This is a genomic window from Armatimonadota bacterium, assembly GCA_031459855.1.
Classification (GTDB): domain Bacteria; phylum Sysuimicrobiota; class Sysuimicrobiia; order Sysuimicrobiales; family Humicultoraceae; genus Fervidifonticultor; species Fervidifonticultor primus.
The window spans coordinates 1,713,781-1,740,266 of the sequence record JAVKHP010000001.1; the positions used below are offsets into that span (position 1 = coordinate 1,713,781).

A 26,486-nucleotide genomic window follows, 5' to 3' on the forward strand; every position below is an offset into this window, starting at 1 on the left:
GGATCGCGATGATGAGAGAGAGCGCAACGAAGGCGGCCGCGACGTGGGAGCCGGCCCGCCCGGCCTACGATGACCTGATCCAGCGCATCCGGGACCGGCTCGACCAGATGAGCAACGGGTACCGGCAGGTTGCCGACTACATCCTTGAGCACTACGATCGCGCGGCGTTCCTGACCGCGGCGAAACTCGGCCGGACGGTCGGGGTCAGCGAGTCCACTGTGGTGCGGTTTGCCACGGCGCTGGGATACGGCGGCTATCCCGAGCTGCAGGGCGTCCTCCAGGAGATTGTCAAGAGTCGACTCACCACCGTCGACCGGGTCATCGGCTCGGCGGACACCCTCGGCTCCGAAGAAGACATCCTGACGGCCGTGATGCAGGGCGACATCGAGAACCTCAGGCTCACCCTGCGCGATCTGGACCGGAAGGCGTTCCATGCAGCGGTCTCGATGCTGCGGGGCGCCCGGCGCATCTTGGTCGTCGGGCTCCGCAGCTCCGCGGCCCTGGCGCTGTTCCTAGGCTTCAACCTCGACTGGATCCTGGGCAACGTGAAGGTCGCCGGCTTCGTGGCACAGGACGTCTGGGAGCACCTGGTGCACCTGGGCCGGGAGGACGTCGTCGTTGGCATCAGCTTCCCCCGTTACACGAAGGCCACCGTGCAGGCGCTGGCCGCGGCGCGGGAGCGCAGGTGCAAGATCATCGCGCTGACCGACAGCGTCGTCTCGCCCCTCAGCAAGTACGCCGATGTGGTGCTCGCGGCGCGCGACACTGTGCCCGCCTACACCGACTCGTTCGTGGCGCCGCTGTCGATCATCAACGCCCTGCTGGCCGCCACGAGCATGGCCGACCGGGCGCGCACCACGCGCAATCTGCGCCGGCTCGAGGAGCTCTGGAAGGAGTACGGGGTGTATCACCAGCCGTGAACGCCGGGGTCGACTACGGCCTGACCGGGAAGGTGGCCCTGGTCACGGGCGGGAGCCGGGGCCTGGGACGCGCCATCGCCGCGGCGCTGCTGCGCGCCGGCTGCCGCGTGGCGATCGTGTCCCGGAACGCCGAGAGCCTGGAGGCCGGCCGCCGGGCGCTGGCGCCGTTGGGCGACGTCGTCGTCGTCCAGGCTGACGTGACCGTGCGGCGGCAGGTTGACGAAGCCGTGCGCGCGGTGGAGTGCCGGGCCGGGCCGGTGGACATCCTGGTCAACAACGCCGGCGTCACCAGCCGGCGGTCGCTCGCCGAACTGACTGACGATCACTGGGACGAGGTCATGACCACCAACGTGAAGGCGCTGCTCTTCACCTGCCAGGCGGTCACCCCCTGGATGATGCGGAAGCGGTGGGGCCGCATCATCAACGCGTCCTCGTACGCTGCCTGGCACCCGCGCCTCAACCGCGGCGTGTACGCGGCCAGCAAGGCGGCGGTCGAGGCGCTGACCCGGGCGTGGGCGGGCGAGCTGGCGCCTTATGGCATCACGGTGAATGCCTATGCGCCCGGCGACATCGCCACGGACATGATGGCCGACATGCTGGCCGCGGGTGCCGGCGAACTCACCCGGCACATCGCGTTGGGACGGATCGGCACGCCCGAGGACGTCGCCGACGCCGTGGCGTTCCTGGCCTCCGAGCGGGCGGCGTACATCACGGGCACGGTGATGGCCATTTCCGGAGGCAAATACATCGTTCAGAATCCCTGGGATGCCTGGCCGCAGGCGCCCGGCGCCGGACCGTAGAGACCGCGCGACCGTCCCCCGAACGGGGAGACACCGGACGGGGAGATACAGGAGGGGGTGAGGAAGAATGCCGCGCAGGCTGGTGACTGTGACGCTGATCGCGCTGCTCGCCGCCACGCTGTTGCTCGCCAGGGTCAACGCCGCTCCGCCCACCCAGATCACCATCGCCGTGCCCAGCGACATCGTGTCCATGGACCCGCATGCCACCAGCGACTTTGTGACCAACCAGGTCATGACGGGCACCGTCTACGAGACGCTGGTCAAGGTGGGCACGAAGGGCGAGTACGAACCGGCCCTGGCCGTCTCGTGGAAGATCCTGGACAACCAAACCTGGGAGTTCAGGCTCCGGCCCAACGTGAAGTTCCACAACGGCGAGCCGCTGACCGCCGACGCCGTGAAGTTCAGCCTTGACCGCTGCCTGAACCCGGCCAACCGGTGCCCGCGCCGCGGGCAGCTCTCGGTCGCCCAGAGCGTCGAGGTCGTCGACCCCATGACCGTGCGCATCAAGACCGAGGGCGCGTTCGCGGCGCTGCCGAGCGCGCTGATGTTCGGCTTCATCGTCGCCCCCCGCGCCGTGCAGACCGATCCCCAGGCCCTCCAGAAGCAGGCTATCGGCACCGGAGCCATGCGCCTGGTGGAGTGGCAGCGGGGCCAGCGGCTGGTCTTCGAGCGCTTCAACGACTACTGGGGGAAGAAGCCGCAATTCGAGCGCGTGATCTACCGGCCCATCCCGGACGAGATCGCGCGGGTCGCGGCCCTGCAGGCTGGCGAGGTACACCTGGTTACGGCCATGCCGCCCGAGATGGTGCCCGTGCTGACCCGCAACCCCAAGACCGCGGTCGCCCGCCGCGGCCAGCGGCAGATCTACATCGGCATGGACGCCACGGGCACGAACCTCAAGCCCCTGGCCGACGTGCGGGTGCGGCAGGCGATGAACTACGCTGTGAACAAGGACGTCCTGGTGAGCCGCATCCTGGAAGGGAACGCCGTGCCCAACGTCGGCGGGATGTTCCCCCAGGCGCCGGGTTTCGACACCCGGCTCAGGCCCTATCCCCACGATCCCGGGAGGGCGAAGCGGCTCCTGGCCGAAGCCGGCTATGCCGACGGGTTCGAGGTCACCTTAAACTTCGTCCCCGGCCTGGAGGGATCGCTCAAGACCAAAGAGGTCGTCGAGTCCGTCGCCAGCGACCTGGGCAACGTGGGGATTCGTGTCAGACTAGTCCAGATGGAGGCGGCCGCCTTCTGGGACGGGTACTTCGGAAAGAAGTACCAGATGTACCTGCTCACCTGGGGGACAAGCCCGGAGGCCGGGCTGTACTACCGGACGCTGCTCCACTCCAGGACGCGCGGGCTCTACTACCGGAACTCGAAGACGGACGAGTTGATCGACGCTTGGTTCGCCGCGCTGGAGCCCAGGCAGCGCGTCGAGACCGGCCGGGTGCTGCACCGGCATGTCTACGAGCAGGCGCCCTTCATCTTCCTCTTCAACCAGTTCTCGCTGTTCGGTATGAGCGCCAGCCTGACGTGGGTCGAGCGGCCCATCGAGGTCATCTGGGCCTACGACCTGGGCTGGCAGGAGTGAGGGTCGAGGGGTGAGCCCCTGAGGTAGGGCGGACGGCGATGCGGCGTCTGCTGACGCTCCGCCTGGCCGAGGCGGCGGTGGTGCTGGTGGGGGTGCTCACCATCACGTTCTTCATCGCCCGCCTTAGCGGCGACCCCGTGCACCTGCTCGCCGGGTCGGAGGCGACCGCGGCCGACATCGAGAGCCTGCGGAAGGCGTATGGCTTCGACCAGCCGCTACTGGTGCAGTACGCGCGGTTCCTGGCTGATGTGGTTCAGGGCCGGCTCGGCGAGTCGCTTCGCTACCGCCAGCCGGCTCTCGACCTGGTGATCGAGCGCCTCCCCGCCACGGTGCAGCTCGCCGCGGCGGCCCTGGCCGTCTCTGTGGCCAGCGGCATCCCGCTGGGCGTCTTCGCGGCCACACGGCCCCACTCGCTGTGGGATCACGGGAGCATGGTGCTCGCCCTCATCGGGCAGACCGTGCCCGCCTTCTGGCTGGGCATCATGCTTATCCTGCTCTTTCCGCTGCGCCTGGGGTGGTTCTACACCTCGGGCTATGGGACGCTCGGGCACCTGGTGCTGCCGGCGATCACCCTCGGCGTCTTCCACACCGCGCGCCTGGCCCGGCTCACGCGCGGCGCCATGCTCGACGTGCTCACCCGCGACTACGTCCGCACCGCGAAAGCCAAAGGGCTGACTTATTGGACCGTTGTGCGCCACCACGCGCTGCGCAACAGCCTGCTGCCGCTGCTCTCGATCCTGGGGATCGAGGTCGGGACGCTCATGGGCGGTTCGGTCGTCACCGAGACCATCTTCGCCTGGCCGGGGATCGGCCGGCTGGCCGTCGAGTCCGTGTACGCGCGCGACTATCCGGTCGTGCAGGCCGTCGTGCTGGCGGCCGCGGTGACCTTCATCCTCAGCCATCTGGCTGTGGACGTGCTCTACGGCGTCGTGGATCCCAGGATCCGGTACGACTGATGAGCAGGTCTGTCGTCGTCATCACCGCGCCCGCGGGTGCCGGCATCCGACGGCCCCGGCCGGTGGCCCGTCACCTCCGGCGCCACTTGAAGGGGATCGTCGGCCTAGTCATCTTCGCGGCCGCCGTCGTCGGCGCGCTCGGCGCGCCCTGGATCTCCACCTACAACCCGCGCGTCGCCGACCCCACCAACCGCCTCCTGCCTCCGGCGTGGGCCGGGGGCCAGCCCGGGTATGTGCTCGGGACCGATCAGCTCGGCCGCGATCTCTTCACGCGGCTGCTCTACGGCGCCCGGATCTCGCTGGCCGTGGGGATGCTCTCCGTGGCCATCTCTGCACCGCTCGGCGTGCTGGCCGGGCTGGTGGGGGGATTCCGGGGCGGGCTCACTGACGAGGTCGTGATGCGGATCGTGGACAGCCAGCTCTCGATCCCGTTCCTGCTGCTGGCCATCGCCATCATCGCGGTGGTCGGCGTCAGCACGGTCAACACCATCGTGGTGCTCGGCATCGGCGGCTGGCCCACCTACGCGCGCATGGTGCGGGGCGAGGTGCTGTCGCTGCGGGCGCAGGAGTTCGTGGAGGCAGCGCGGGCGATCGGCGCCTCAGACGTGCGCATCGTGTTCCGGCACATCCTCCCCCACGTGATGACCACGACGACGGTCATCGCGTCGTTCGCGGTGGCGCACATGATCCTGCTAGAGTCCACGCTGTCGTTCCTCGGGCTCGGCGTGCAGCCGCCGACGCCGTCGTGGGGGCAGATGCTCGCCGACGGTAAGAGCTACGTCAGCCTGGCCCCGTGGCTGGCCATCTTCCCCGGCCTGGCCATTGCGGTGACGGTGCTGGCGATCAACTTCATCGGCGACTGGGCGCGGGATGTGCTCAGCCCGCAGACGCGCACCCTGTGAGGGCATGACGGAGGAGACGACCATGGACGAGCTCGGCACCAGACTCCCTGAGATCCGCGTGACTCCGCCGGGGCCGCGCAGCCGCGCGCTGCTCGACCGGCTGCGGCCCGTCGAGTCGCCCGCGGCGCTGTGGGCCGAGCCGCCCGAGGTCCCGGTCGTGTGGGCTCGTGCCCGCGGCGCCAACGTTGAGGACGCCGACGGCAACGTGCTCATCGACTGGACCGCCGGCTTCTCGGTGGCCATCGCCGGGCACGGGAACCCGGCCATCGTCGCGGCGGTCAAGGAGCAGGCCGACCGCCTGCTGCACGCCCAGGGCGTGCTCAACGCGTCCGACCGCCGCGTCGAGCTGGTGGAGCGGCTCGCGGCTCTGGTCCCGAGACCGCTCGAGGTCGTGCACTTGACGACTACCGGCTCGGAGGCCATCGACGTCGCGCTGAAGACCGCGGTGCTCGCCACCGGTCGCACGCGCTTCCTGGCCTTCCAGGACGGTTACCACGGGAAGGGCCTGGCCGGCACCAGCCTCTCGGCGAACCGCAAGTTTCGCGCGCCGTTCGCGCCCGTGCTCGCCAACGCCACGCACCTGCCGTTCCCCTACGCGTACCGCAGCGTATTCGGCGGGACACCGCAGGAGTGCACCGACCGGTGCCTGGCGTACATCGCCGACCTGATGGACAATCCTGCGAGTGGCCTGGTCGGCATCGCCGCGATGATCGTCGAGCCCGTGCAGGGCAACGGCGGCTGGATCGTCCCGCCGCCGTCGTTCCTGCGGGGCCTGCGGGCGCTGTGCGACCGCCACGGCATCCTGCTCATCACCGACGAGATCATCACCGGCTTCGGTCGCACCGGCCGGTGGTTCGCCTGCGAGCACAGCGACGTGACGCCCGACCTGATGGTGTGCGGCAAGGGCATGGCCAGCGGGCTGCCGATCTCGGCGGTCATCGGCACCCACGAGGTCATGCGCCACTGGCGGCCGATGTTGCAGACGAGCACCTTCCTGGGCCATCCCCTGGGATGCGCTGCCGCGCTGGCCTCGATCGGCGAGATCGAGCGGCTGGGCCTGGTGCCGCGCGCGGCGGCGCTGGGCGAGCGGTTCTACGCCGCCCTGCAGCGGCTGGCCGGCCGGCACCCGCTCATCGGCGACGTGCGCGGGCTGGGCATGATGCAGGCGATCGAGCTCGTCACCGATCGTGAGACGAAGGCGCCGGCGGCGGCCGAGGCCGCGGCCGTCGTGGCCGGCGCCCTGCGGCGGGGGCTGCTCATCAACAACCGCGGCGGGCGGCTGGGCAACGTGCTGAAGTTCTCGCCGCCGCTTGTCATCACCGAGGTGCAGCTCGAGACAGGGCTGCAGATCCTGGACGAGGCGATCGAGGAGGTGGAAGCCCGGATGCCCGGGCGGATGACGGTGTAGGGGCACGACGGAGGCCAGTCGCGCGCGGAACCGCGCGCACGCCGACAGGGTCGCACTCGGTTCAGAATCATGCGCGGGGACGGAGGTCAGGTCGTACACAGGGGAGGGAGTCGAATGGGGAGAGGGCTGCCGTGGGAAGGGGTCTTCGCGGCCATCATCACACCGTTTGATGAGGACGGACGGATCGACGAGAAGGGCTTCTCGACCATCGTCGAGCGCTTCACCGAGTGGGGGATCCACGGACTGGTCATCGCCGGCCACAACGGCGAGTCGTGGGCGCTGCGGGCCGGCGAGCGGTCGCGCTTGGTGCGGCTCGCCCGCGGGGTCTTCGGCGATCGGTTGCCGGTGGTGGTGGGCATCGACGCTGTGGCGCCGGCCGAGATCATCGAGGAGGCCCACCAGGTGCTCGACGCCGGGGCCGACGGCATCATGGTGGAGCCGCCTTTCCTGGTGACGACCGCAACCCGCGACGAGACGCTGACGCGCTACCGCGCGGTGCTCGACGGCGCCGGGTGCCCGGTCCTCGTCTACAACAACCCGCGCCGCACCCAGATCAACCTGACCCTGGACATCACGGTCGAGCTAGCTCGCCACGAGCGGGTCGTGGGCGTCAAGGAGAGCGTGCGCGACCTGGCGCACCTGATCATGCTCATCAGGCAGGTCGGCGACGACGCGACGGTGTTCGTCGGGCCGGCGCCGTTCATACTGCCCGGCCTGATCATGGGCGCGAAGGGCTTCATCAGCTCGGGCCCCCTCGAGCTGCTCGGGCCCAGGGGCGTCGAACTTTACGAGGCCGCGCGGGCCGGCGACCTGGAGCGCGCGCGGCCGCTAGCGTACACGGCCACCGCGATGTACCCTGTGCTCTTCGGGATCGGCACCTGGCCGGCATCGCTGAAGGCGGCGATGAAGATGCTCGGCCTGCCCGCGGGCGTGCCGCGGGCGCCGGTGCTGCCGCTCGATCGGCAGGCCACCGAGAAGCTGCGCCAGCACATGATCGAGCTGGGAATTCTGCAAGGCGCGGCCGCGCGGGCGTGATCGCGCGGCCCCGGCGCTGATGCCGGCCTGGACGCCGGCCCTGCCGATCCGCGCCCGGCCGGGTCGCGAGGGCGAGGCGTGGCGCCTGCTGGTCTTGCTCTTCACCGAGGCGCTCTCGTCGTACATGCTGCGCCCGGTCGTCCCGCTGCTCGCCGTGGCGCTCGGCGCGGGGCCGGCGATCGCCGGGACGCTGCTCGCGACGCAGGAAGCCGTCTCGGCCCTGGTCCGTATCCCAGCCGGCGCGATGGCGGTCGTCGTGGGACGCCGGTCGGTGCTGCTGGTCTGCTTCGTGGGCGGGATGCTGGCCGCCGCGCTCTTCGTCCTGGCCCCGTCGATCGGCTGGCTGTTCCTGGCGCAGGTGCTGTGGGGCGCGTCTACGGCGTCGTTCTGGCCGGTGCAGTGGGCCTACCTGACCGACCTGGCGATGCCGCAGCAGAACGCCGCGGTCGTCGGGTTCGGGATGGGCGTCAGCGGCCTGGGGCTCCTGGTCGGCCCGCTGGCGGGCGGCGCAGCAGCCGATGCCTGGGGGATGCGGGCGCCATTTGCCCTGGTGGGGTTCCTGATGGTGGCTTCATTCGCCGTGGTCTGGATGCTGCCGCGCTGGACCGGCCGGACGGCCGCGGGCGAGCTTCTGCTGTTGGGCGCCGCGCGCGCGGGCCGGCGGGCCCTGGCGATGCTGCGCCACAGGCCCGTGGCCGCTTCATGCGCCGGCAGCTTCATCAACCAGACCGTCGACGGCGCGTCCACGGTCTTCATCCCGCTGCAGCTCCACGCGGCGGGGTTGCCCATCGCCGCGATCGGTGCCCTGATCACGATGCGCAAGGCGACGACCGTGCTCATGCGGTTCCTGTTCCCGGCGCTCAACCGGCGCCTGCCCCTCAGCGCAATCGTCGCCGCGGGGTTCGCACTCGACCTGGGCGGGCTCACGGCATTCGCGCTAGCCGGGCAGTGGTGGTGGCTGGCGCTCGCGGCGCTGGTCTCGGGGACCGGCGGCGGGGTCGGCGAGCCGGCCGCGAAGACCCTGGTCGCCAACTCGACGCGCGACGAGCAGCGCGACCTGGGGCTGAGCGTTGAGGGCACCGCGCTCGTGATCGGCCGGGCGACAGGGGCGGTGGGACTGGGTGTGCTCGCCGCCACGGCGGGCGTGACCAGCGCCATGCTGGCGGCCATGCTCATGCTGGCCGGGCTGGCGACCGGCGTGGCGCTCTGGTGGCGTCAGGTCGAGCGGCCGCGGCCCGCGGCCGCGATGGCGTTCGGCAATTGAGCGGGTTCGAGGAGGTTGAATGGCGTTCGGAGACGAGCCAGTCGAGGAGGTCGCGTGGTGGCGACGTGCGCCGAGATCATCACCGATGAGCTGAAGCACCTGGGCGTCCGGCACTTCTTCCTGCTCACCGGAGGCGACCACGCGCTCTGGGTGAGCTTCAAGCGCGCGGGCATCCACCAGGTGCTGGCCCGCAGCGAGCACGCCGCGGTCTACATGGCCGACGCGTACGCGCGCCTCACGCAGGAGCCGGCCTGCGTCTACGGGCAGTACGGCCCGGGTGCCGCCAACGTCGCAGGCAGCCTGGCCGAGCCGTGGTGGTCATCGAGCCCCGTGGTCGCCCTGCTCTCGACCATGCGGCGGCCCCACCGGTACCGCTTCGAGTACCAGGAGCTCGACCAGCTGCCGCTCTTCGCGCCCGTGACCAAGTGGCAGGCCGAGGCAGCCATCCCCGCGCAGATCCCGCACCTGATCCGGGCCGGGCTGCTGCGCTCGGTCACCGGGAATCCCGGCCCGGTGTACATCGGGATCCCCAACGACCTCACCGGCGCGCCCTACGACGGCGAAGATCCCGCCCCCTCCCGCCGCGCCCTGCCGCGGTCGCTGCGGTTCCCGCTGCACCGCCCGAAGGCACCGGCCGAGACCGTAGCCCTGGCGGCGCGGCTGCTCGCGCGGGCGGCGCGCCCGGTGATCCTGGCCGGCAACGGGGTGCACGCCTCTGGTGCCTATGCCGAGCTGCTCACCCTGATCGAGCGCCTAGGCGCGCCACTGGTGACCAGCCTGGCCGGCAAGGGCGCGATCCCAGAGGACCACCCGCTCGCCATGGGCACCGTGGGCCGCTACTCGCGCACGTACGCCAACCGCTGCATGCAGGACGCCGACGTGATCCTTGCGGTCGGCAGCCGGCTTGGCGGCCTGGTGACCGACTCGTACCGGCTGGTCGGACCAGAGTGCACCGTCATCCACGCCGACATCGACCCCGAAGCCATCGGTCACAACTTCTCCACGGCCATCGGCGCCCAGGCCGACGCGCGGACCTTCCTGGAGGACCTGCTCGCGGCCCTGGACAGCGCGCGCGAGCTCGACCGCCATCGAGACGACCGCGCGCGCTGGGCCGGACAGGCTCTGGAGGAGAAGGCGGCTTGGCAGCGGAGGTTCGCCGAGGTGGCCTCGCGCGATGGCATGCCGATGCGGCCCGAGGCGCTGGTCCAGGCGCTGCAGGACGTCATGCCGCCCGAAGGCTTGCTGCTCGCCGACACGGGCTACGCCGCCGCGTGGGTCGGCGCGCTCTACGAGGTGCGCACCGCCGGCCGCGGGTTCGTGCGGTCAGACGGGTCGCTGGGCTGGGCGTTCCCGGCCAGCCTCGGCGCGAAGCTGGCCGCCCCATCGCGGCCTATCGTGGCGGTGACCGGCGACGGCGGCTTCGGCTACCACGTCGGCGAGCTCGAGACCGCCGTGCGGCTGCGGCTGCCGGTAATCGTCATCGTGCTGAACAACAGCTCCCTCGCCTTCGAGTACCACATCCAGAAGCTGCTCTACGGCGACCCCGTGTTCGAGGTGGACGACTTTGCGGACGTGGATCACGGCGCCGTGGCGCGCGCGTTCGGGGCTGACGGGGTCCGGGTGCGCACTCCGGCGGAGTTCCGCCAGGCGTTTGGGCGGGCGCTCGCGGCCGGCCGGCCGGTGGTGATCGACGCGATTATCGACAAGGACGCGATCGCGCCGGTCACACGATATGACGCGATCCGGGAAAGAGAGCTGTAGGCCATAGGGCCCCTGGTCGCGTCGGTCGCGCCCGTCGCGTCCGGTCGCGTCGCCTGGCGTGCCCAGGTTCAGATAGATCCGAAACACCCTGACTGACTGAGGATGTTGAAGCTCAAGCGCCACCTCAATCTGTTGGGAGGTCCGGCAGGCCGCCCAGCAGGAACCGGACTGGTACTTCTCGACCCGTGAGCACTGCGCATCCTGGATCTCCGAGACCTGGCTGGCACAGCAGCGTCGGACGCTCCCCCCCTCACGTATTCGCGCGGCTCCACGAGTCACGGTGGGTCGAGGGTGCCGGGGCTTTCCTGCTAGCCGCCGAGGTAGACGCGATCTTCGACCACACTCTGCGGCTGGCGGCCCAGCGCACGGCCGACGTCGCCCATGCCATCGGCCTCGACCTAGGGCTTGTGCGCGATCGCAATGCAGCCTGTGTTGCGCACAGGAATCAACAGACCGGCCATGTTGTCGTAGACGACATCCGCACGTGGACGGGTCGGCCTGGAGCATCGGTGGATCTGGTGGACGTGGAGGCCGAGGTGGCGGGGCTGGCCCAGATCTTTGGCGCATCAGTCGTCATAGACCCCTATCAGGCTGCACTGCTCGGACAGCGTCTCCATCGGGCAGCGGTCAGGGTCATGGAGCACCCGTTTACGGCGGAGAGCCGACGGCGCTTGTTTGGTCTCCTGCTCCAGCTCGTCAAAGACCGTCACCTGCGCTGCTTCCCCCACAATGACCTGCAACGCGAACTGCTCGCTCTGGAGGTCTCGGAGACTGCCAGCGGGTGGCGCGTGGATCACCGGCTAGGCCGGCACGACGACCACGTGGTGGCGTGGGCGGCCCAGGCGCTGACGGCCACGCGAGAACTGATCTACGGGGTAGACTACGGCATCTGCTGACCGTTGGGTCCCCTGGCGCCGGTCACCTCGTCCGCCTCGGCGGTCAGGCGGCGTAGCCACCAGGTGTAGGCCTGGAGAGTGGCTTCGGCGCAGCCGATGACGCGCATGGTCGGCAGAGGCGTCCCGCAGGGCCATGGCGCGGCGTACCCGTTGAACGTGCCTCAGGTTCATCCTCGTTCGCCTCTCCCGCTGTCATGCTCGATTGGCTGCAGTTTGGCTGCAGTAGAGCCTCTAGAGGGCTTCAAGCTGTGCCTGAGAGCGCCGGCTAGAATGCCCACTGCATGCGCACTTGCGCCATCAGGATGCCCAAAACCCTTGGTGTATGGGCCTTTTTGCGAGGATGACGGCTGGAATGCTGATTCTGAACGGTTCTTGGCTGGTGGAGACGAGGGGATTCGAACCCCCGACCCCCCTGGTTGCAAACCAGGTTGTACTGGCTCAGTAGCTCCGAAACACTTTCCTCCTTTCGCTGCTGGGTTTGCCAGCGGGTGACGTACTCCTGCGGTGTTTGGTACTGAAGGGCCTGGTGAGGCCGGACGGTGTTGTAGACCTGCTCCCAGGCCTGGAGCAGGGCATTGTGCTCAGCCAGGGAGTCGGGCACCTCTACCAGGTCGTAGAACTCCTCCTGCACCGTCCGGTGGGCGCGCTCGACATGGCCGTTCAGTTTCGGGCTCCGGGGCGGCAGCACGAACAGCCGACTCCCCAGGGCCTTGCACGCCTCCTCGAACCGCGCCTTGAACTCACTGCCTCCGTCGATCTGGATCGCCCGCACCGGGAACCCCAACCGGGGCAACGCCTTCCGCAGCACCCATGCCGCCGCCCGGCTGCTGCCCTGCGCGTGGGCTGCCAGCACCCCCGTGCGGCTGACGACATCGGTGGCCGTGAAGTGAATCCGCCGCAGCCCCGGCCGGACCTCGATCGGCGTGCTGTCGATCTGCACCAGATCCCCCGGCGCCCGGGGGACGTAGTCCCAGGGCTTCCGCTGCGCCCAGCGCCGCCGCCGGCTCCGACGCTGGCGTCGAAGCTGCTGCACCCGCACCACCGCCGGTTCCCGGAGCTGTCCCACTGCCCGCAGCCGGCTCAACGTCCGGCCCACCGTCGACGCCGAGACCACCCAGCCCTCCCGCTGCAGCAGCCAGGCCAGCTTCGCCTTCCCCCACCGGGGATAGGCCTCCCGTAGCGCTCGGATCCGCCCCACCAGCGCAGGCGGTGTCTGGGGCTGCCGCACCCGCCGCGGCCGTCGGGTCCGCCGCTCGTCCTCCAGGCTCTCCAGCCGCCGCGGGTGATACCGACGCCACCACCGGTAGAACGTCGCCGGACTGATCCCAAAGTGCCGACAGGTCAGCCGGGCGTTCCCGCCATGGGCCAGATAGAAGTCCATCCACCGCAGGCGCTGCCGAGCCTCCCGCGACAGCGAGGGCCCATCCGCACCCTGCGGCCTTCCGGGAGCACGATCTCCTGGACATTCATAGGGCCAGTATAGCCCCGGCGGACCGGCTTGAAACGGCGCTTGAGCTTCAACATCCTCAGTCAGGGTGTTTCGGATCTATCTGAACCTGGGCACGGCTCCGGATGTCAGGCGCCTGGAGAACCACCCCCTCTGCAAGCCAGGGCCAGGACCGGAATGGGTCCTGGCTCCCATTGCGAGACCAGACCGCGACGCTGCTGCCTATGGAGCCGTGAGGTTCACACCGAAGTAGGCCCCGCTCCAGCGTACGCCACAGTTGGACGCTCCGCCGCACATGATCGTGGGATCGTAATCCCAGTTGATCGCTGCCATGTCTACTGCCAGCGGGGCGCCCCCTCGTCCTCCCGCGCCCGGCGTTGGAGGCACCTGCCGTTGCGTCGCGCCCCCCGTTCGTCGCCAGGTTAGGACCCTTTCGCCCCTGCCATCGGAAGCCCACGGGCCAGCCGCGCCGGCGCCACCGGCAGCGAGGCGACGCGCACCCCTGTGGCGTCGGCCACCGCGTTCGCAATCGCCGCCGCGCCCGCTACCACCGGCGGCTCCCCGACCCCCTTGGCCCCGAACGGCCCCTCGTCGGAGGGCACTTCGACGATCACGGTCTCCACCCGGGGCACAGTGGTCGCCCGGGGGAGAGGGTAGTCGGCAAACGTGGCCGTCACCAGCGCCCCGGCCCCGTCGTAGACCACGCGCTCCAGCAGCCCCCAGCCGATGCCCTGCGCGGCGCCCCCGATCATCTGGCCCTCGACCGCCGGGGGGTTGAGGGCTCGGCCCACGTCCTGGACGACCACGTGGTCGGTGACCTGTACCTCGCCGGTCTCGCGGTCGACCCGTAGCCGGACCAGGTGCCCGGCGAAGCCCGGCGACTGCCGGGTGATCACGGTGTTGCCCACCCCGAAGACTGGCGCGTACTGGGCGCCAAAGCGCATGCTCATGGCGGCGATCTCGGCCAGGCTGACCGCGGCCGTGGGCGTCCCTTTGACGACCACCTGGCCGTCCCGCAGCTCAAGGTCGTCGACCCGCGCCTCGAGGTGGCTGGCCGCGATCTGGAGGATCTGGCGCCGCGCGTCTTCGGCTGCCAGGCGGACGGCGGTGCCGACCGTGTAGGTGATCTTGCTGCCACCGGACATGCCCGCGTAGGGCGCCTGGCTGGTGTCCGCGGTGCGGACGCGGACCCGCTCGGGCGGCAGCCCCAGCACCTCGGCGGCGATCAAGCCCATGGTGGTGAGGGTACCGGTGATGTCCACCGCGCCGACCACGACCTCGAACGTGCCGTCGGTGTTGGCGCGCACGCACGCCGAGGCCGACTCGATGCCGCCCAGCCATCCGCCCACCGCGACGCCGACCCCCTCGTCGGGCGCCTTCGGCCGGTGGCGGAGGGGATGGGCCTCCAGGACCTCGAGCACCTCGCGCAGGCCCATCTTCGCCCACGGCCGGCCGTTGGGCATCGGGTCGCCGGGCCGCGAGGCGTTCTTGAGGCGCAGCGCCACCGGGTCGATGTCCAGGCGCCGGGCAAGTTCGTCCATGGCCGACTCGATGGCGAACGTCGCCTGCGGTGCAGCGGGCGCCCGGTAGGCGCCCACCGGCGGCTTGTTGGTGAGCACCTCGAGGCACTCGATCGCCAGGTGCGGCACCCGGTAGTACCCGCCCAGCAGGATGCCGCCCGTGGCGAGCGGCGCGCCGGGCCTGGCGCCGGCGTCCATCAGCACGCGGCCGCGCAGCGCCACCAGGGTGCCGTCGCGCCGGGCGCCGAGTTCCAGGTCGATCACGGTGGCCGGGGCGGGGGTGGTGGTCAGGAAGTCCTCCATGCGCGTGAGCACCAGGCGCACGGGTCGGCGCAGCAGCAGCGCCAGCGCGGCGACCAGCGGCTGGTGCAGCAGGATCTTCCCGCCGAAGCCGCCGCCCACGTGCATGGGCACCACGCGGACCTGCGCCTCGGGGAGCCCCAGGACCTTCGCGGTCTCGCGCCGCACGTAGAACTGCCCCTGGGTGGCGGTGTAGATCGTCACGTCACCTGTTGCGGGATCGACGGTGGCGACGGTGGCATGGGGCTCGAGGTACCCCTGGTGGACGCGCGCGGTGGTGTAGGTGCGCCTGACCACGACCTCGGCCTGCGCGAGCCCGGCCGCGACGTCACCCCGGGTGAAGGTCACGCGGTTGGTCACGTTGCCCGGGGTCTCGGCGTGCTGTTCCTGCACCTCGACGGTGGCGTGGGCCTGCGCGTCGCCCTCCTCGAACTCCACGGCCTCCTGCACCAGCGGCGCGCCCGGCGCCAGCGCTTCGTCGATGGTCAGCACCGCGGGCAGCGGTTCGAAGCGTGCCGCCGCCCGCAGCGCCTCCACCCCGTCGGCTGCGGCGGCTTCCGAGGCGGCCACCACGACCGCGACGGGCTGGCCGGTGTAGGCGGTGCGGCCGTTGGCCAGCTCGCGCCGGGCCTGGCCGATGCGCGCCAGGTCGTCGGCGGTGACCACGGCGACGACGCCGGGCACGGCCAGCGCCGCCGCGCGCGGGATCTCGACGATGCGTGCCCGCGGGTGCGGGCTGGTCAGCAGGCGGGCGTGCAGCATGCCCGGCAGCCGGAGGTCTTCGGTGTACTGCATCGCGCCGGTGACCTTCTCCCGGCCGTCGGTGCGCTTGTGGGGCTTGCCGATCACCAGGGCCATTGCATCACGCTCCACGGTGGATCTGCAGAGTAGCGGAATCACGGATGGGAACACCGGGGTCCCCACAACAACATGCGCTGCGCGCCGCTGCGTCCGGTCTGCGCGCAGCGCTCTCGGACGCAACACTATTCTATGCAAGAACATTCGTCGCGGAGGCGTCCGGAGCCTTGTGCCGCGCGCCCCAGGGCCGGGGGTGCCACCGCTTGCGGCACACCGGAGCCCGGCAGGGACGGCCATGGGGCGCGTCATCCTGACCCTGCGGGCATCACAGCACGAGGCAACCCCGGGGGCGACGGAACCGAAGAGATGCGCGCAGCGCCGCGGTTGTCGTCGCCCCAGCGGCTGCGTATGATGCAGGCGAGACCGCCGAGAGGAGGACGGCCATGCACCGGCCCGCAGGTACCTCAGTCGACGCGCCCATGCCCGTCGAGCGGCGCTGGGACGTCGAAGGGTACGACCGCATCGACGCCGCACGCCTGGAGACGTTCGCCTACGAGTACCCGGGCAGCCCCGCCGTGGTCGAGATCGCGACCGACGAGTTCACGGCGGTCTGCCCCTGGTCCGGGCTGCCCGACTTCGGCCGGCTGCGGGTGCGCTACCTGCCCCGCGAGCGCGTGCTCGAGCTGAAGTCGTTCAAGTACTACCTGCACTCGTACCGCAACGTCGGCATCTACCAGGAGCATGCGGCCAACCGCATCCTGCAGGACCTGGTGGCCGCCACCCAGCCGGTCTGGATGGAGCTCCAGCTGGACTACAACGTCCGGGGCGGCCTGCACACCACGGTGACCGTGCGCTGGCCGCAGGACGGGCGAGGCCCGTAGCCGTGCGCGCGCCGCGGACATGACCACGTGACAGGAGCTCGGCGGGTGGGGCGGGTTGGGCCAGGACGAGTAGCCGTGGGCGCCCCGCGGACATGACCAGGCGACAGGAAGGCTGGGTCTTCGCCGGAGCCTTCGTCGGGTCGATCTGGCTTGCCAACTACCTGATCCGCCACGTGGGGACGGCGTGCCCGCCCGACGGCCCGTGCCTGGTCCCGGTCTGGCCGGGGGTGATGGCGCCCTCGGGCGTGCTGGCGATCGGGCTGTCGTTCACGCTGCGCGACCTGGTGCAGCGACGGCTGGGGCGCGGGGTCGCGGTGGCGGCCATCGTCGCGGGCGCGCTGCTCTCGGCGCTGCTGTCGGCGCAGCTGGCCCTGGCGTCGGGGACGGCGTTCCTGCTCTCGGAGACGATGGACCTGCTGGTCTACACGCCCCTGCAGGAGCGCAACCTCGTGGTGGCGACGGTGGCGTCCAACCTCGTGGGCCTGGTGGTCGACTCGGCGGTGTTCCTGTTCCTGGCCTTCGGCTCGTTGCAGTTCATCGGCGGGCAGATCATCGGCAAGGCGTGGATGACGGCGGTGGCCCTGCCCCTGGTGGCCTACCTCCGGCGGCGCGACGCGCAGGAAGAGACCACCTGAGCGCCAGCAGCAGGTCGCTGCCCTAGAATGGCGTCGTGCCCGCGGCGACGGTCACGAGCGCCCAGGCGACGAGCGCTGCGCCTGCGGGTTTCGCCAGGCGCCTGCCCCAGGGCATCGTACGTTCCGCCGTCATCAGGGCTCCCAGCCCGAGCATCCACCCCAGGTGCGCGACCCCCACCGCGAACATCACCAGCATCAGCGTCCAGCAGCAGCCGACACAGAAGAGACCGTGGTGCAACCCCAGGGCCCACGCCTCCCGGCCGGGGGCGCTGCCGCGCCAGCGTCCGGCGACGAAGGCCAGCGGCGAACGGCACACGGCAAGGCAGCGCTCCTTCAGCCTGGTGAACTGGTACGCGCCCGCTGCCAGCAGGACCGCAGGCGGGAGCAGGGCGTCCAGCCCGGCGACGCGCTCGGCTACCGCGTGCACGACGGTGTCTCCTGCCAGCGCCGCCGCGCCCACCGCCGCCCACATGGTCAGATAGCCCGCGCCGAGGCGCGCCAGCAGCCCTGCACGCCCGGGCCGCGCCGCCACCATGCGGCGGAACAGGGTGAGCAGTGGCAGGCTGCCGGGGAGCATCATGGCCACGGTCATGACGAGCCAGCCGACGAGGAACACGGCCGCCCGGGAGGCCGGGGCTGGAGCCACCGCCCCGGCCTCCCGGTGGCTGAGCCAGATCGCGTGCGGCGATGCACCCCACCACGCCATCACCAGCCATGCCGCGCCGATCAGCACCACGAGCGCCAGCCGGTACCAGCGGGCGTCGTCGGGGGTGCGGAACGCACCGATCACCGTCGATCCTGGGACCGGTCAGGCAGTGAACCGAAACGGTCCGAGCACCGCGTTGCGCCCCTGGTACTCCCAGTGGATGCGGTGCTGCGGCACGTCGGCCCGGAACGAGGTCGCTTTGCCGACCGTGGCGGCAGACCCGGGAATGGTGGAGAACACGCTGTCCACCAGCTTCGTGGGGTGCCCCTGGAGGTCGGTGAGGGGTTCCATCTCGCTGGCCACGGCGTCGCCGATCCTGATGTGGCCCTTGCCGTCACGGAAGCTGAAGTCGATGGGCGCGTCGTAGACGCCCAACACCTCGCCGACCAGCGGCGCCAGGTCGGCGAGCGGGCCGCCCAGCCTACCGGTGTGCGCTGCCAGGATGGCCTCCTTCTGCTGCTGGGTCGCCCGGCTGTCGACGAAGACCACCGCCTTCCAGTTGCCCTTGAGGACGTTCCCGGGAATCTGGACCGCCAGGGCCAGCGTCAGACCGGCCACGTCGACGCCGCCGATCTGCCCGCGGTCGTAATGGTACGCGATGAGGCCCTGGCAGGCCCCGCCGTCGGGGTCCTGCCCCACCCAGCAGGGGCACACCGCCGCACACGAGCACGCTTCCAGCATCTGCCCTTCCAGTGCGTATCCCATGGCGCTCCCCCCTATGCGGGGCCCCGGAGATCGTCGCGTTCGCGGGGCCCGCAGCGTATCGTATCGAGCAACGATCGCGGATCGGTCTCCCAATGGCCGATCGGCCGATGGTGGTCTGCGCCCCTACCCGGTGCCGCACCGTGCACCCCGGGCGGGGCGCTCAGGCGGCGCGCCGTCGGCACGACGCTACGCTGGCTGCGTCCCGTCGCCCAGGACCGCCTCGACCAGGTCGGCCTGCTCCAGGAAGAACGGGTCGGTCTCGACGCCGAGCGCCTCGTAGACCCGGCTGCGCAGCGCGCGCAGCGTGGCCCACACCGCCACGTCGATGATGGCGCCGTCGTCGAGGCCGACGGCCCGCAGCCGGTCGACCTGTGCTGCCACGGGGTGCCCGGCGGCCGCCGCCAGGGCGTAGTCCAGGATGGCCACGGTGCGCGCGTCGAGTCCGGCGGTGCGGTAGTCGTGGAGCACGGCGCGCACGCGATCCAGGCCGCCCAGGTCGCGCTCGACGTCGACGGCGTAGACCAGCACGCAGTACGTCGAGCGCAGGCGGTGGGCCACCAGCAGGCTGATCAACCGGCGCTCGTGCGGGGTGAGCGCCGAGACCTGCTTCACGGCTGCCGTGAAGGCGTCCAGCGCGGTGGCCAGCTCAGGCCGCAGCGACAGCGCCCGGGTGGCCTCCATGACGAATCCCAGCCGTGCCAGGTCGGCTTCGTAGGCCTGCCGCAAGGCCCCCGTCACGTCGTTCTCGTCCAGCGTGCGCACCCAGGGCATGTCACCTCAGCCTCCGTTCAGCCCGCGTCGACGACCCACCGCACCGGCGTCCGCACACGCCGCGTCCGCGGCCCGCCCCAGCAGCGCCGGTCACCCCCGCGGCTTGCGCGCCGAGAAGATCACCGAGCGCGCCACGTGCGGCTGGCGCTCCGGGGGGATGAGGCGGCGCATGAGCGCGATCAGTTCCGGGGTGAACAACGGGTACTGCTCGCACTCGTCCACGCCGAACGGCAGCTCCTCCCCCCGCGCGATCTCGACGAACCCGATCTTCTGCAGCTTGCTGACGAAGACACGCTCCGCCAGGGCGCCCGAGAGTCAGCCCGCCCACGCGGCGGCGCTGGTCAGCACCTGCGGGGGCAGGTCCTCGTCCACCACGATGTCCGCCACCGCCATCCGGCCGCCTGGCCGCAGGATGCGGAACACCTCGGCGAAGGCCCGCGACTTGCGCGGCGAGAGGTTGATCACGCCGTTGCTGATGGCGACGTCCACGCTCGCGTCGGGCAGGGGGATCGCTTCGATCTCGCCGCGCAGCCACTCCACGTTGGTCACACCGGCCGCCTCGGCGTTGCGGGCGGCCACCGCCAGCATCTCCGGCAGCATGTCCAGCCCGATGGCCCTGCCGTCCGGCGCCACCGCGTGCGCCGCGAGGATCGTGTCGATCCCACCGCCGCAGCCCAGGTCGATGACGACCTCGCCGGGGGCGAGCGCCGCCGCCCGCACGGGGTTCCCCACACCCAGGGCCTGCGCGATGGCGCCCGGCGGGAGCAGGCGCAGCTGCTCTGCGGTGTAGAGGCGCTCGGCCACGCTGGTCGTGGTGCCGATGACGGCGCGGTAGGCCTGCCGGACGAGGTCGCGGATCCCCTCCTGGTCCAGCAGATCGTCGGTAGTGCGCACGGCCGGGTGGGGCACGTGGTGGCTCATCGCTGCTCTCCCAGGCTCCTGACGAAGGCCTCGAGCTTGTGGCGGGTCTCCGGCGGGAGCGTCACCGCCGGCCCCTCCTGCCGCAGGCGCGTGCGCAGCTGCTGGGCGAACTCCAGCTCCCCGCAGCAGTGGCGGCACAGGCCGAGGTGTTCTTCCAGCTCGCGCTCCTCGACGCGACCGAGGTTGCGGTCGAGGTACTCCCACAGGCGTGCCACGGCGTCCTTACAGCTGATCACGTGGACCCCTCCCGGGGCGGACTCAAGAGCCGGTGGCGCTGCGCGTACTCCCAGAGCTCCCGTTCCAGCTGGCGGCGGCCACGGTGCAGCCAGGACAGGACGGTGCCCACCGGCCGGCCGGTGATCTCGGCGATCTCGCGTGCCTTGTACCCGTAGATGTAGGCAAGGATGAGGGCCACGCGGTGCAGCGGCGGGACTTGCTGCAGGACGTCGAGGATGCGGGCGTCGTCGAAGAGCTCGAGGAAGTCGAGGTGCACGCGGTCGGAGTAGGGGAAGGGGTCGTCCTCGACGATGGTGTCGAAGAGGTCGAAGCGGTCGTCGCCCGACTCCGTGGCGGGCGCGTGCGCGTCGGCATCGACGCGGTCGTAGTACGCGCGGGTGAGGATGCGCGTGAGCCACACCCGCGGACGGTCACGGTTGCGCAGGCCCGCAAAGCCCCGGAACGCGCGCAGCAGGGCGTCCTGCACGAGGTCCTCGGCGGCGGTCCGGTTGCCGCACAGCCGCACCGCGACCGCGTACAGGTAGTCCAGGTGCGGCCGGACGACGTCTTCGAAGGTCGTGCGGGGTACGGACGAGAGCTCGGCCATGCGTCCCCCCGATTCACCTGCGCCTGCTACCAGAGACGGCGCGCGCGCGCCGGTTTATTGCGCGGGGCGTCTGACGGGCGTCATCCTGGTGGCGGCCGGTCAATCGCCCGCCTCGGGCGGCGCTGCCAGCGTGCTGGCCCACCCGGCGCCGCCTGCAACCAGCCAGCGGGGGAGGACCGCCGGCAGCACCCTCGGTTCCACCCGCGCGGCGTCCAGACGGTCGACGGGCTGCCAGAGGAACTGCAGCTGCGCTTCCCGCGACCTGGGCGCGATCGTCGGATCGAGCTCGGGCGCCGCCACCAGGAACAGCAGGTTCAGTTCGTGAGCGTAGCCGGCAGGCGTCTGCCACCCGTGCTCGACGGCGCCCAGGAACCGCTCGACCCGCCCGCTGACGCCCAGCTCCTCGCGCAGTTCCCGCAGCACGGCGTCGGCGGCCGGCTCGCCTACCTCGATGTGTCCACCCGGGAGGAAGGTATGGGACGCGCCCGGCTTGCGGGCCAGGAGGATCCTGCCCCCGGCCACGATGACCGCACGCGCGATTAGCTCGACAGCCGCCATGGGTCCAGGATAGCAGGCCCGCAGCGTCATGCGCGGCGGAATCGCGATCCGGCGCACCGGGAGGTAGGCGTGCCGAGCTACCTCTGGACGCGTTCCCAGCGCCTCCCGGCGCTTGGCAGCCCCATCCCGCGCGGACAGCGTCGCGCTAGGGCCGAGGGGCTGCCCGCGCGACCGACGCAGCCCGACCATCGGCGGGGGTGGCCGGTCGTGCCGGCGTGCCCTTGGGCGTCACCTTCCAGAACCGCGTCCGGTGGGCGTCCCAGTTCGCCAGCAGCATCCGTGCCCGCCGGCTGCCGGTGGCGCGGTAGTGGGCCGTCACCAGCGCGTGCAGGCGCTCGGCGTCCGCATCGTCGGGGCGGGTGATCGTCACCAGCTGCGTGTTGTAGCGCAGGGGGAGGGTACCGGCGTCGTCGTAGACGAAGGCCTCGCCCCCGGTCATGCCCGCGCCGAAGTTACGGCCGACCTCGCCCAGGATCACCACCACGCCGCCGGTCATGTACTCGCACCCGTGGTCCCCACAGCCCTCGACCACCGCCGTGGCCCCGGAGTTGCGCACCGCGAAGCGCTCGCCCACACGGCCGGCGGCGAACAGGCGGCCGCCGGTGGCGCCGTAGAGCAGCGTGTTGCCGGCGATCACGTGGCGGTGGCTCTCGGCCAGCAGCGGCGCGGGCGGGGTGATGGCGATCTCGCCGCCGGCCATGCCCTTGCCGACGTAGTCGTTGGCCTCGCCCACCAGCCGCAGGTGCATCCCGGGGACCAGGAAGGCGCCGAAACTCTGGCCTGCCGTCCCCGCGAATGTCAGACGCACCGTGCCCTCCGGCAGGCCCTCGTCGCCCCACCGGGCGGCGATGGCGCCGGCCAGCCGCGCGCCGACGGTGCGGTGCGTGTTGTCGATCGCAAACGACGCTTCGACGGCTTCGCCGGCCTCGATGCGCGGCAGCAACGGCAGCAGGTGGACCTCGTCGAAGGGGACCTCGGGCCGGTCGTTGCGCCGCTGGAGGTTGCGGCGGGGCCGGGGCGCCGGGGGCTCGCCGGCGGGGACGCCGGCGGTCGTCGCGGCACCGCCCGGCTGGGCGCCGACGATGGCGGCTGCCTGCGCCAGCAGCGGCGCGACGTCCAGCCGGGCGCGCGCGTTGGCGCGCACGCGCAGCCGCGAGACGTCGCCGATGATCTCGTCGAGCCGGCGCACCCCCAGCTGCGCCAGCAGCGCGCGCACCTGCTCCGCCAGGCCCAGGAAGAAGTTCACCACGTTCTCGGGCTTGCCCGGGAACTTCCGGCGCAGGTCGTCCCGCTGGGTGGCGATGCCCACGGGGCACGTGTTGAGGTGGCACTGGCGCGCCATCACGCACCCCAGGGCCACCACGGCGACGCTGCCGAAGCCGAACTCGTCGGCGCCCAGCATGGCGGCGATGACGACGTCGCGGGCCACCTTGAGCCCGCCGTCCACGCGCAGCCGCACCCGGCCGCGGAGCCCGTTCTCCACCAGCACGCGCTGCGTCTCGACCAGCCCGACCTCCCAGGGCGCGCCCGCGTGCTTGATCGAGTCCAGCGGCGAGGCGCCGGTCCCGCCCGCATGCCCGCTGATCTGGATCGTGTCGGCGTACCCCTTGGCCACGCCCGCGGCGATGGTGCCCACGCCGGCGGAGGCCACGAGCTTCACGGCCACCCGCGCCTGCGGGTGCACGACCTTGAGGTCGTAGATGAGCTGCGCGAGGTCTTCGATGCTGTAGATGTCGTGGTGCGGCGGTGGCGAGATCAGGGTGATGCCCGGCTGGCTGCGCCGGATGCGCGCGATCTCCTCGCTCACCTTGTGTCCCGGGAGCTGGCCGCCCTCGCCGGGCTTGCTGCCCTGGGCCATCTTGATCTCCAGCTCCTGCGCCGAGAGCACGTAGGCCGGGGTGACCCCAAAGCGGGCCGAGGCGATCTGCTTGATGGCGCTGTTGGCCCAGTCGCCGGTGGGGTAGGGGCGGTAGCGCGCGGGGTCCTCGCCGCCCTCGCCGCTGTTGGACCGGGCGCCCAGGCGGTTGGCCGCGATGGCCAGGGCCTCGTGGGCCTCCCGCGACAGGGCGCCGTGCGACATGGCCGAGATGACGAAGCGCCGGACGATCTGCGCGGCCGGCTCGACCTCCTCCAGCGGGACGGGCGTCCCCGGCACGAACTCGAGCAGGTCGCGCACCTCGGTGGGCGGCCGGTCGTCGACCAGGGCCTCCAGGCGGGCGAACGCGTCGCCGACGGCGACCCCGCGCTCGGCCGCGCTCCGGCCCGTGCGCCCCGGCACCTGGGCGGCCTGGCGGACGGCCTTGACCACGTAGGGGTTGAAGGCGTGGTACTCGCCGTCGCGCACGAAGCGCACGAAGCCCGACTCCTCCAGCGCGGTCGCCGCGTCCGCGAAAGCCCGCGCGTGCCGCCGCAGCACCGCGGCGGCGAGCTCCTCGAGCCCGACCCCGCCCAGGTGGGCGGGCGTACCCGGGAAGTACCGCGCCACCACGTCGGCGTCCAGCCCCACGGCCTCGAAGATCTGCGCGCCGTGGTAGGCCGCCAGCGTGCTGATCCCCATCTTGGAGATGATCTTGAGCAGCCCGTCCTCCACGGCCTGGCGCCACTGCTCGATGCGCTCACGGGCCGCGCGGGCGTCGGCGGCGTCGGCGGTGATGGTCTGGATCGCCAGGTACGCGTGCACGCCGCTGGCGCCGTACCCGATCAACGTGGCGAACTGGTGGATGTCGCGCGCCTCGCCCGACTCGCACAGCAGCCCCGTGCGGGCGCGCAGCCCGCGCCGGATCAAGCCGTGGTGGACGGCGGAGACCGCGAGCAGCATGGGGATCGGCGCCTGGGTCGGCGTGACCCCCCGGTCGGTGAGGATCACCAGGCCTGCGCCGCCCTCGACGGCGGCGCAGGCACGGGCGACCAGGGCGTCCAGGGCCGGGCCCAGCCCCCCAGGGCCGTCGGCGGCCGGGAAGAGGGCGTCGAGCTCGACCACCGGCCACGGTGACCGCACGCGGATCGCGTCCATGACGTCGGGCGTCAACACCGGCGAGGGCAGGTGGATCAGCCGGGCGTGCAGCGGATCTTCCTCCAGCAGGCTCTGCTGCGGCCCGAGGTAGCCCGCCAGCGACATCACCAGCCGCTCGCGCAGCGGGTCGATGGGCGGGTTCGTGACCTGCGCGAAGCGCTGGCGGAAGAAGTGGGCCAGCGGCCGCGACCGCTCGGAGAGCGCGGCCAGCGGCGTGTCGTCGCCCATGGAGAAGACCGGGTCCTTGCGCTCCTCGACCATGGTCCGCAGGACGAACCCCACGTCCTCCGCCGTGTAGCCGAAGACGCGCTGGCGCGCGGTGAGGTCGGCCGGCGGACGGACGGCCCCGGTGGCGTGCACGTCGTCCAGCCGGATCAGGTGCCGCTCGACCCAATCGGCGTAGGGCTTACGGACGGCGTACAGGCCCTTGATCTCGTCGTCGTGCAGCACGATGCCCTTGTAGGTGTCGACCGCCAGCATCTGCCCCGGACCAAGCCGACCTTTTTCGACCACGCGGTCGGGGCCGATCTCCACGACGCCGGCCTCGGAGGCCACCACCACGAGGCCGTCGCGGGTGACGACGTAGCGGGCCGGACGCAGGCCGTTGCGGTCCAGCGCCGCTGCGACGTAGCGCCCGTCGGAGAACGCCAGCGCGGCGGGGCCGTCCCAGGCTTCCACCAGGCAGGAGTGGTACTCGTAGAACCCGCGGACGGCCTCGGGGAGGTCGGGGACCCCCTCCCACGCGGCGGGCACCAGCATGAGCATGGCGTGGAGCACGTCGCGCCCGCCCCGCACCAGCAGTTCCAGCACGTTGTCCAGCATGGCGGAGTCGGACCCGCCGGGCTGGATGATGGGGCGCACGTCGTCCAGTCCCTCGGGCCACAGCGGCGAGCGCAGGTTGGCTTCGCGCGCGGTCATCCAGGCCACGTTCCCCTGCAGCGTGTTGATCTCGCCGTTGTGCGCCAGCAGCCGGAACGGCTGGGCCAGCGACCACGAGGGGAAGGTGTTGGTGCTGTAGCGCTGGTGGAAGACGGCGATGGCCGTCTCGTAGGCGTCGTCGGCCAGGTCGCGGTAGAAGCGCGGCAGCTGGGGCGACACGAACAGGCCCTTGTAGACCACCGTGGCCCGCGACAGGGAGGGGATGTACAGGGGGAGGCCGGCCGCCTGCGCATGGCGCTCGATGCGCCGGCGGGCCCGGTACAGGGCCCGCTCGAACGCGTCGTCGTCGTGCCCCCGTGGCCGGCCCACGACGACCTGGGCGATCTCGGGCATCGTGCGACGGGCGTGGTCGCCCAGGGCCGCGGGATCGACCGGGACCACCCGCCAGCCCAGCACCGGGATGCCGCACGCGTCCAGGGTCTGGGCGACCAGCAACCACGCTTCGCGGGCGGCGTCGGTCGCCTGGGGTAGGAAGAGCATGCCCAGGCCCAGATCGGCGTTGGGGGTCTTCAGGCGCAGGTCGCGACGCAGCAGGGCGTAGGGAATCTGGGTGAGCACGCCCGCGCCGTCGCCGGTCTTCCCGTCGGCCGAGATCGCGCCGCGGTGCGCCATCGCGGCCACCGCATCCAGCGCCAGGCGGAGGATCCGGTGGCTGTGGCGACCGCGCCGGTCCGCCACGAAGCCGACGCCGCATGCGTCGCGCTCGCGTTCGAGGACGGACGGGACGACCGCTGTTCGGTCCATGCTGCCTCACCGAGATCGTGGCGTGCCGCACGCGGCTGTGCTGCAGACCCGTGGCTGCCCGCAAGGATCAGCGCAACGCCACGCACGGCCTACACGGTCGCAGGCGGGTGCTGCACACCCGTGGCGCGACGCCGCGAGCCGTGGCGTCGTCCGTCCCGGGTGCCGCGATCGTTCCCGCGGGACGCCGGCCCCGGGAATGCA

22 protein-coding genes and 1 tRNA gene are annotated in these 26,486 nt (G+C 71.6%); 12 read left to right on the plus strand and 11 right to left on the minus strand.

Going from position 1 to position 26,486, the window contains the following annotated elements; genetic code table 11:
- The first annotated feature begins 8 nt into the window (after positions 1–8).
- The 10 genes from QN157_07810 (at position 9) to QN157_07855 (ending at position 11,524) form a co-directional block, all read left to right on the plus strand.
- Positions 9–920 carry a MurR/RpiR family transcriptional regulator gene (locus QN157_07810; GenBank protein ID MDR7555497.1) on the plus strand — a complete coding sequence of 304 codons (912 nt, stop codon included), beginning with the start codon at positions 9–11 and terminating at the stop codon, positions 918–920.
- Entirely contained in the window at positions 917–1,720 is an 804-nt protein-coding gene (locus tag QN157_07815; GenBank protein ID MDR7555498.1) for an SDR family NAD(P)-dependent oxidoreductase, read from the plus strand. The genes QN157_07810 and QN157_07815 overlap by 4 nt, the downstream gene beginning before the upstream one ends.
- 67 nt (positions 1,721–1,787) lie before the next feature.
- Positions 1,788–3,302 carry an ABC transporter substrate-binding protein gene (locus QN157_07820; GenBank protein ID MDR7555499.1) on the plus strand — a complete coding sequence of 505 codons (1,515 nt, stop codon included), beginning with the start codon at positions 1,788–1,790 and terminating at the stop codon, positions 3,300–3,302.
- A 38-nt stretch (positions 3,303–3,340) separates the two neighbouring features.
- Positions 3,341–4,258: an ABC transporter permease gene (locus QN157_07825; protein ID MDR7555500.1), complete on the plus strand. Its 918-nt coding sequence runs from the start codon at positions 3,341–3,343 to the stop codon at positions 4,256–4,258.
- Positions 4,258–5,160 (plus strand): ABC transporter permease, encoded by a 903-nt coding sequence (locus tag QN157_07830; GenBank protein MDR7555501.1) that lies wholly within the window; start codon positions 4,258–4,260, stop codon positions 5,158–5,160. Before QN157_07825 ends, QN157_07830 begins: the two co-directional genes overlap by 1 nt.
- A 22-nt stretch (positions 5,161–5,182) precedes the next feature.
- Entirely contained in the window at positions 5,183–6,568 is a 1,386-nt protein-coding gene (locus QN157_07835; protein MDR7555502.1) for an aspartate aminotransferase family protein, read from the plus strand.
- A 114-nt stretch (positions 6,569–6,682) separates the two neighbouring features.
- A complete protein-coding gene (locus tag QN157_07840) occupies positions 6,683–7,603 on the plus strand; it encodes a dihydrodipicolinate synthase family protein (GenBank protein ID MDR7555503.1) in 921 nt (306 codons plus the stop codon).
- Positions 7,604–7,622: 19 nt separating this feature from the next.
- On the plus strand, positions 7,623–8,867 hold the full coding sequence (locus tag QN157_07845) for an MFS transporter (protein MDR7555504.1): 1,245 nt from the start codon (positions 7,623–7,625) through the stop codon (positions 8,865–8,867).
- Positions 8,868–8,924: 57 nt separating this feature from the next.
- Positions 8,925–10,628, plus strand: coding sequence for a thiamine pyrophosphate-binding protein (locus QN157_07850; GenBank protein ID MDR7555505.1), 1,704 nt, complete (start codon positions 8,925–8,927; stop codon positions 10,626–10,628).
- A 509-nt stretch (positions 10,629–11,137) separates the two neighbouring features.
- Positions 11,138–11,524, plus strand: coding sequence for a hypothetical protein (locus tag QN157_07855; GenBank protein MDR7555506.1), 387 nt, complete (start codon positions 11,138–11,140; stop codon positions 11,522–11,524).
- Between the two features lie 377 nt (positions 11,525–11,901).
- Here the strand turns inward: QN157_07855 and QN157_07860 are convergent.
- Together QN157_07860 and QN157_07865 are read right to left on the minus strand one after the other, a co-directional pair.
- Positions 11,902–11,988 (minus strand) — tRNA-Ser (locus QN157_07860).
- A gap of 1,405 nt (positions 11,989–13,393) precedes the next feature.
- Entirely contained in the window at positions 13,394–15,664 is a 2,271-nt protein-coding gene (locus tag QN157_07865) for a xanthine dehydrogenase family protein molybdopterin-binding subunit (GenBank protein ID MDR7555507.1), read from the minus strand.
- A gap of 368 nt (positions 15,665–16,032) precedes the next feature.
- Between QN157_07865 and queF the strand changes: the two genes are divergently transcribed.
- Both queF and QN157_07875 read left to right on the plus strand, forming a co-directional pair.
- On the plus strand, positions 16,033–16,470 hold the full coding sequence (queF, locus tag QN157_07870; protein ID MDR7555508.1) for a preQ(1) synthase: 438 nt from the start codon (positions 16,033–16,035) through the stop codon (positions 16,468–16,470).
- 92 nt (positions 16,471–16,562) lie between these two features.
- Positions 16,563–17,105, plus strand: a complete 543-nt coding sequence (locus QN157_07875; GenBank protein MDR7555509.1) for a VUT family protein — start codon at positions 16,563–16,565, stop codon at positions 17,103–17,105.
- 22 nt (positions 17,106–17,127) lie between these two features.
- On the opposite strand, the gene QN157_07880 is transcribed toward QN157_07875, so the two are convergent.
- The 9 genes from QN157_07880 to gltB form a co-directional block, all read right to left on the minus strand.
- Positions 17,128–17,811 carry a DUF2182 domain-containing protein gene (locus tag QN157_07880; GenBank protein ID MDR7555510.1) on the minus strand — a complete coding sequence of 228 codons (684 nt, stop codon included), beginning with the start codon at positions 17,809–17,811 and terminating at the stop codon, positions 17,128–17,130.
- 102 nt (positions 17,812–17,913) lie between these two features.
- Positions 17,914–18,516 (minus strand): DUF1326 domain-containing protein, encoded by a 603-nt coding sequence (locus QN157_07885; protein MDR7555511.1) that lies wholly within the window; start codon positions 18,514–18,516, stop codon positions 17,914–17,916.
- Between the two features lie 186 nt (positions 18,517–18,702).
- Positions 18,703–19,287, minus strand: a complete 585-nt coding sequence (locus QN157_07890) for a hypothetical protein (protein ID MDR7555512.1) — start codon at positions 19,285–19,287, stop codon at positions 18,703–18,705.
- 90 nt (positions 19,288–19,377) lie between these two features.
- Positions 19,378–19,509: a hypothetical protein gene (locus QN157_07895; protein ID MDR7555513.1), complete on the minus strand. Its 132-nt coding sequence runs from the start codon at positions 19,507–19,509 to the stop codon at positions 19,378–19,380.
- 93 nt (positions 19,510–19,602) lie between these two features.
- Positions 19,603–20,208: a methyltransferase domain-containing protein gene (locus QN157_07900; GenBank protein ID MDR7555514.1), complete on the minus strand. Its 606-nt coding sequence runs from the start codon at positions 20,206–20,208 to the stop codon at positions 19,603–19,605.
- Positions 20,205–20,444, minus strand: coding sequence for a zf-HC2 domain-containing protein (locus tag QN157_07905; GenBank protein ID MDR7555515.1), 240 nt, complete (start codon positions 20,442–20,444; stop codon positions 20,205–20,207). Before QN157_07905 ends, QN157_07900 begins: the two co-directional genes overlap by 4 nt.
- Positions 20,441–21,031, minus strand: coding sequence for an RNA polymerase sigma factor (locus QN157_07910; GenBank protein ID MDR7555516.1), 591 nt, complete (start codon positions 21,029–21,031; stop codon positions 20,441–20,443). Before QN157_07910 ends, QN157_07905 begins: the two co-directional genes overlap by 4 nt.
- A 99-nt stretch (positions 21,032–21,130) precedes the next feature.
- A complete protein-coding gene (locus tag QN157_07915; protein MDR7555517.1) occupies positions 21,131–21,646 on the minus strand; it encodes an NUDIX domain-containing protein in 516 nt (171 codons plus the stop codon).
- A gap of 88 nt (positions 21,647–21,734) precedes the next feature.
- A complete protein-coding gene (gltB, locus tag QN157_07920) occupies positions 21,735–26,285 on the minus strand; it encodes a glutamate synthase large subunit (protein MDR7555518.1) in 4,551 nt (1,516 codons plus the stop codon).
- Positions 26,286–26,486: the final 201 nt, after the last annotated feature.

Excerpts from the sequence above, each read along its gene's own strand:
- QN157_07810 (MDR7555497.1), top strand. The coding sequence starts at position 9 with ATGATGAGAGAGAGCGCAACGAAGGCGGCCGCGACGTGGGAGCCGGCC.
- QN157_07820 (MDR7555499.1), top strand. The coding sequence starts at position 1,788 with ATGCCGCGCAGGCTGGTGACTGTGACGCTGATCGCGCTGCTCGCCGCC.
- QN157_07825 (MDR7555500.1), top strand. The coding sequence starts at position 3,341 with ATGCGGCGTCTGCTGACGCTCCGCCTGGCCGAGGCGGCGGTGGTGCTG.
- QN157_07830 (MDR7555501.1), top strand. The coding sequence starts at position 4,258 with ATGAGCAGGTCTGTCGTCGTCATCACCGCGCCCGCGGGTGCCGGCATC.
- QN157_07835 (MDR7555502.1), top strand. The coding sequence starts at position 5,183 with ATGGACGAGCTCGGCACCAGACTCCCTGAGATCCGCGTGACTCCGCCG.
- QN157_07840 (MDR7555503.1), top strand. The coding sequence starts at position 6,683 with ATGGGGAGAGGGCTGCCGTGGGAAGGGGTCTTCGCGGCCATCATCACA.
- QN157_07845 (MDR7555504.1), top strand. The coding sequence starts at position 7,623 with ATGCCGGCCTGGACGCCGGCCCTGCCGATCCGCGCCCGGCCGGGTCGC.
- queF (MDR7555508.1), top strand. The coding sequence starts at position 16,033 with ATGCACCGGCCCGCAGGTACCTCAGTCGACGCGCCCATGCCCGTCGAG.
- QN157_07875 (MDR7555509.1), top strand. The coding sequence starts at position 16,563 with ATGACCAGGCGACAGGAAGGCTGGGTCTTCGCCGGAGCCTTCGTCGGG.
- QN157_07880 (MDR7555510.1), bottom strand. The coding sequence starts at position 17,811 with ATGGCGTGGTGGGGTGCATCGCCGCACGCGATCTGGCTCAGCCACCGG.
- QN157_07885 (MDR7555511.1), bottom strand. The coding sequence starts at position 18,516 with ATGGGATACGCACTGGAAGGGCAGATGCTGGAAGCGTGCTCGTGTGCG.
- QN157_07890 (MDR7555512.1), bottom strand. The coding sequence starts at position 19,287 with ATGCCCTGGGTGCGCACGCTGGACGAGAACGACGTGACGGGGGCCTTG.
- QN157_07900 (MDR7555514.1), bottom strand. The coding sequence starts at position 20,208 with ATGAGCCACCACGTGCCCCACCCGGCCGTGCGCACTACCGACGATCTG.
- QN157_07910 (MDR7555516.1), bottom strand. The coding sequence starts at position 21,031 with ATGGCCGAGCTCTCGTCCGTACCCCGCACGACCTTCGAAGACGTCGTC.
- gltB (MDR7555518.1), bottom strand. The coding sequence starts at position 26,285 with ATGGACCGAACAGCGGTCGTCCCGTCCGTCCTCGAACGCGAGCGCGAC.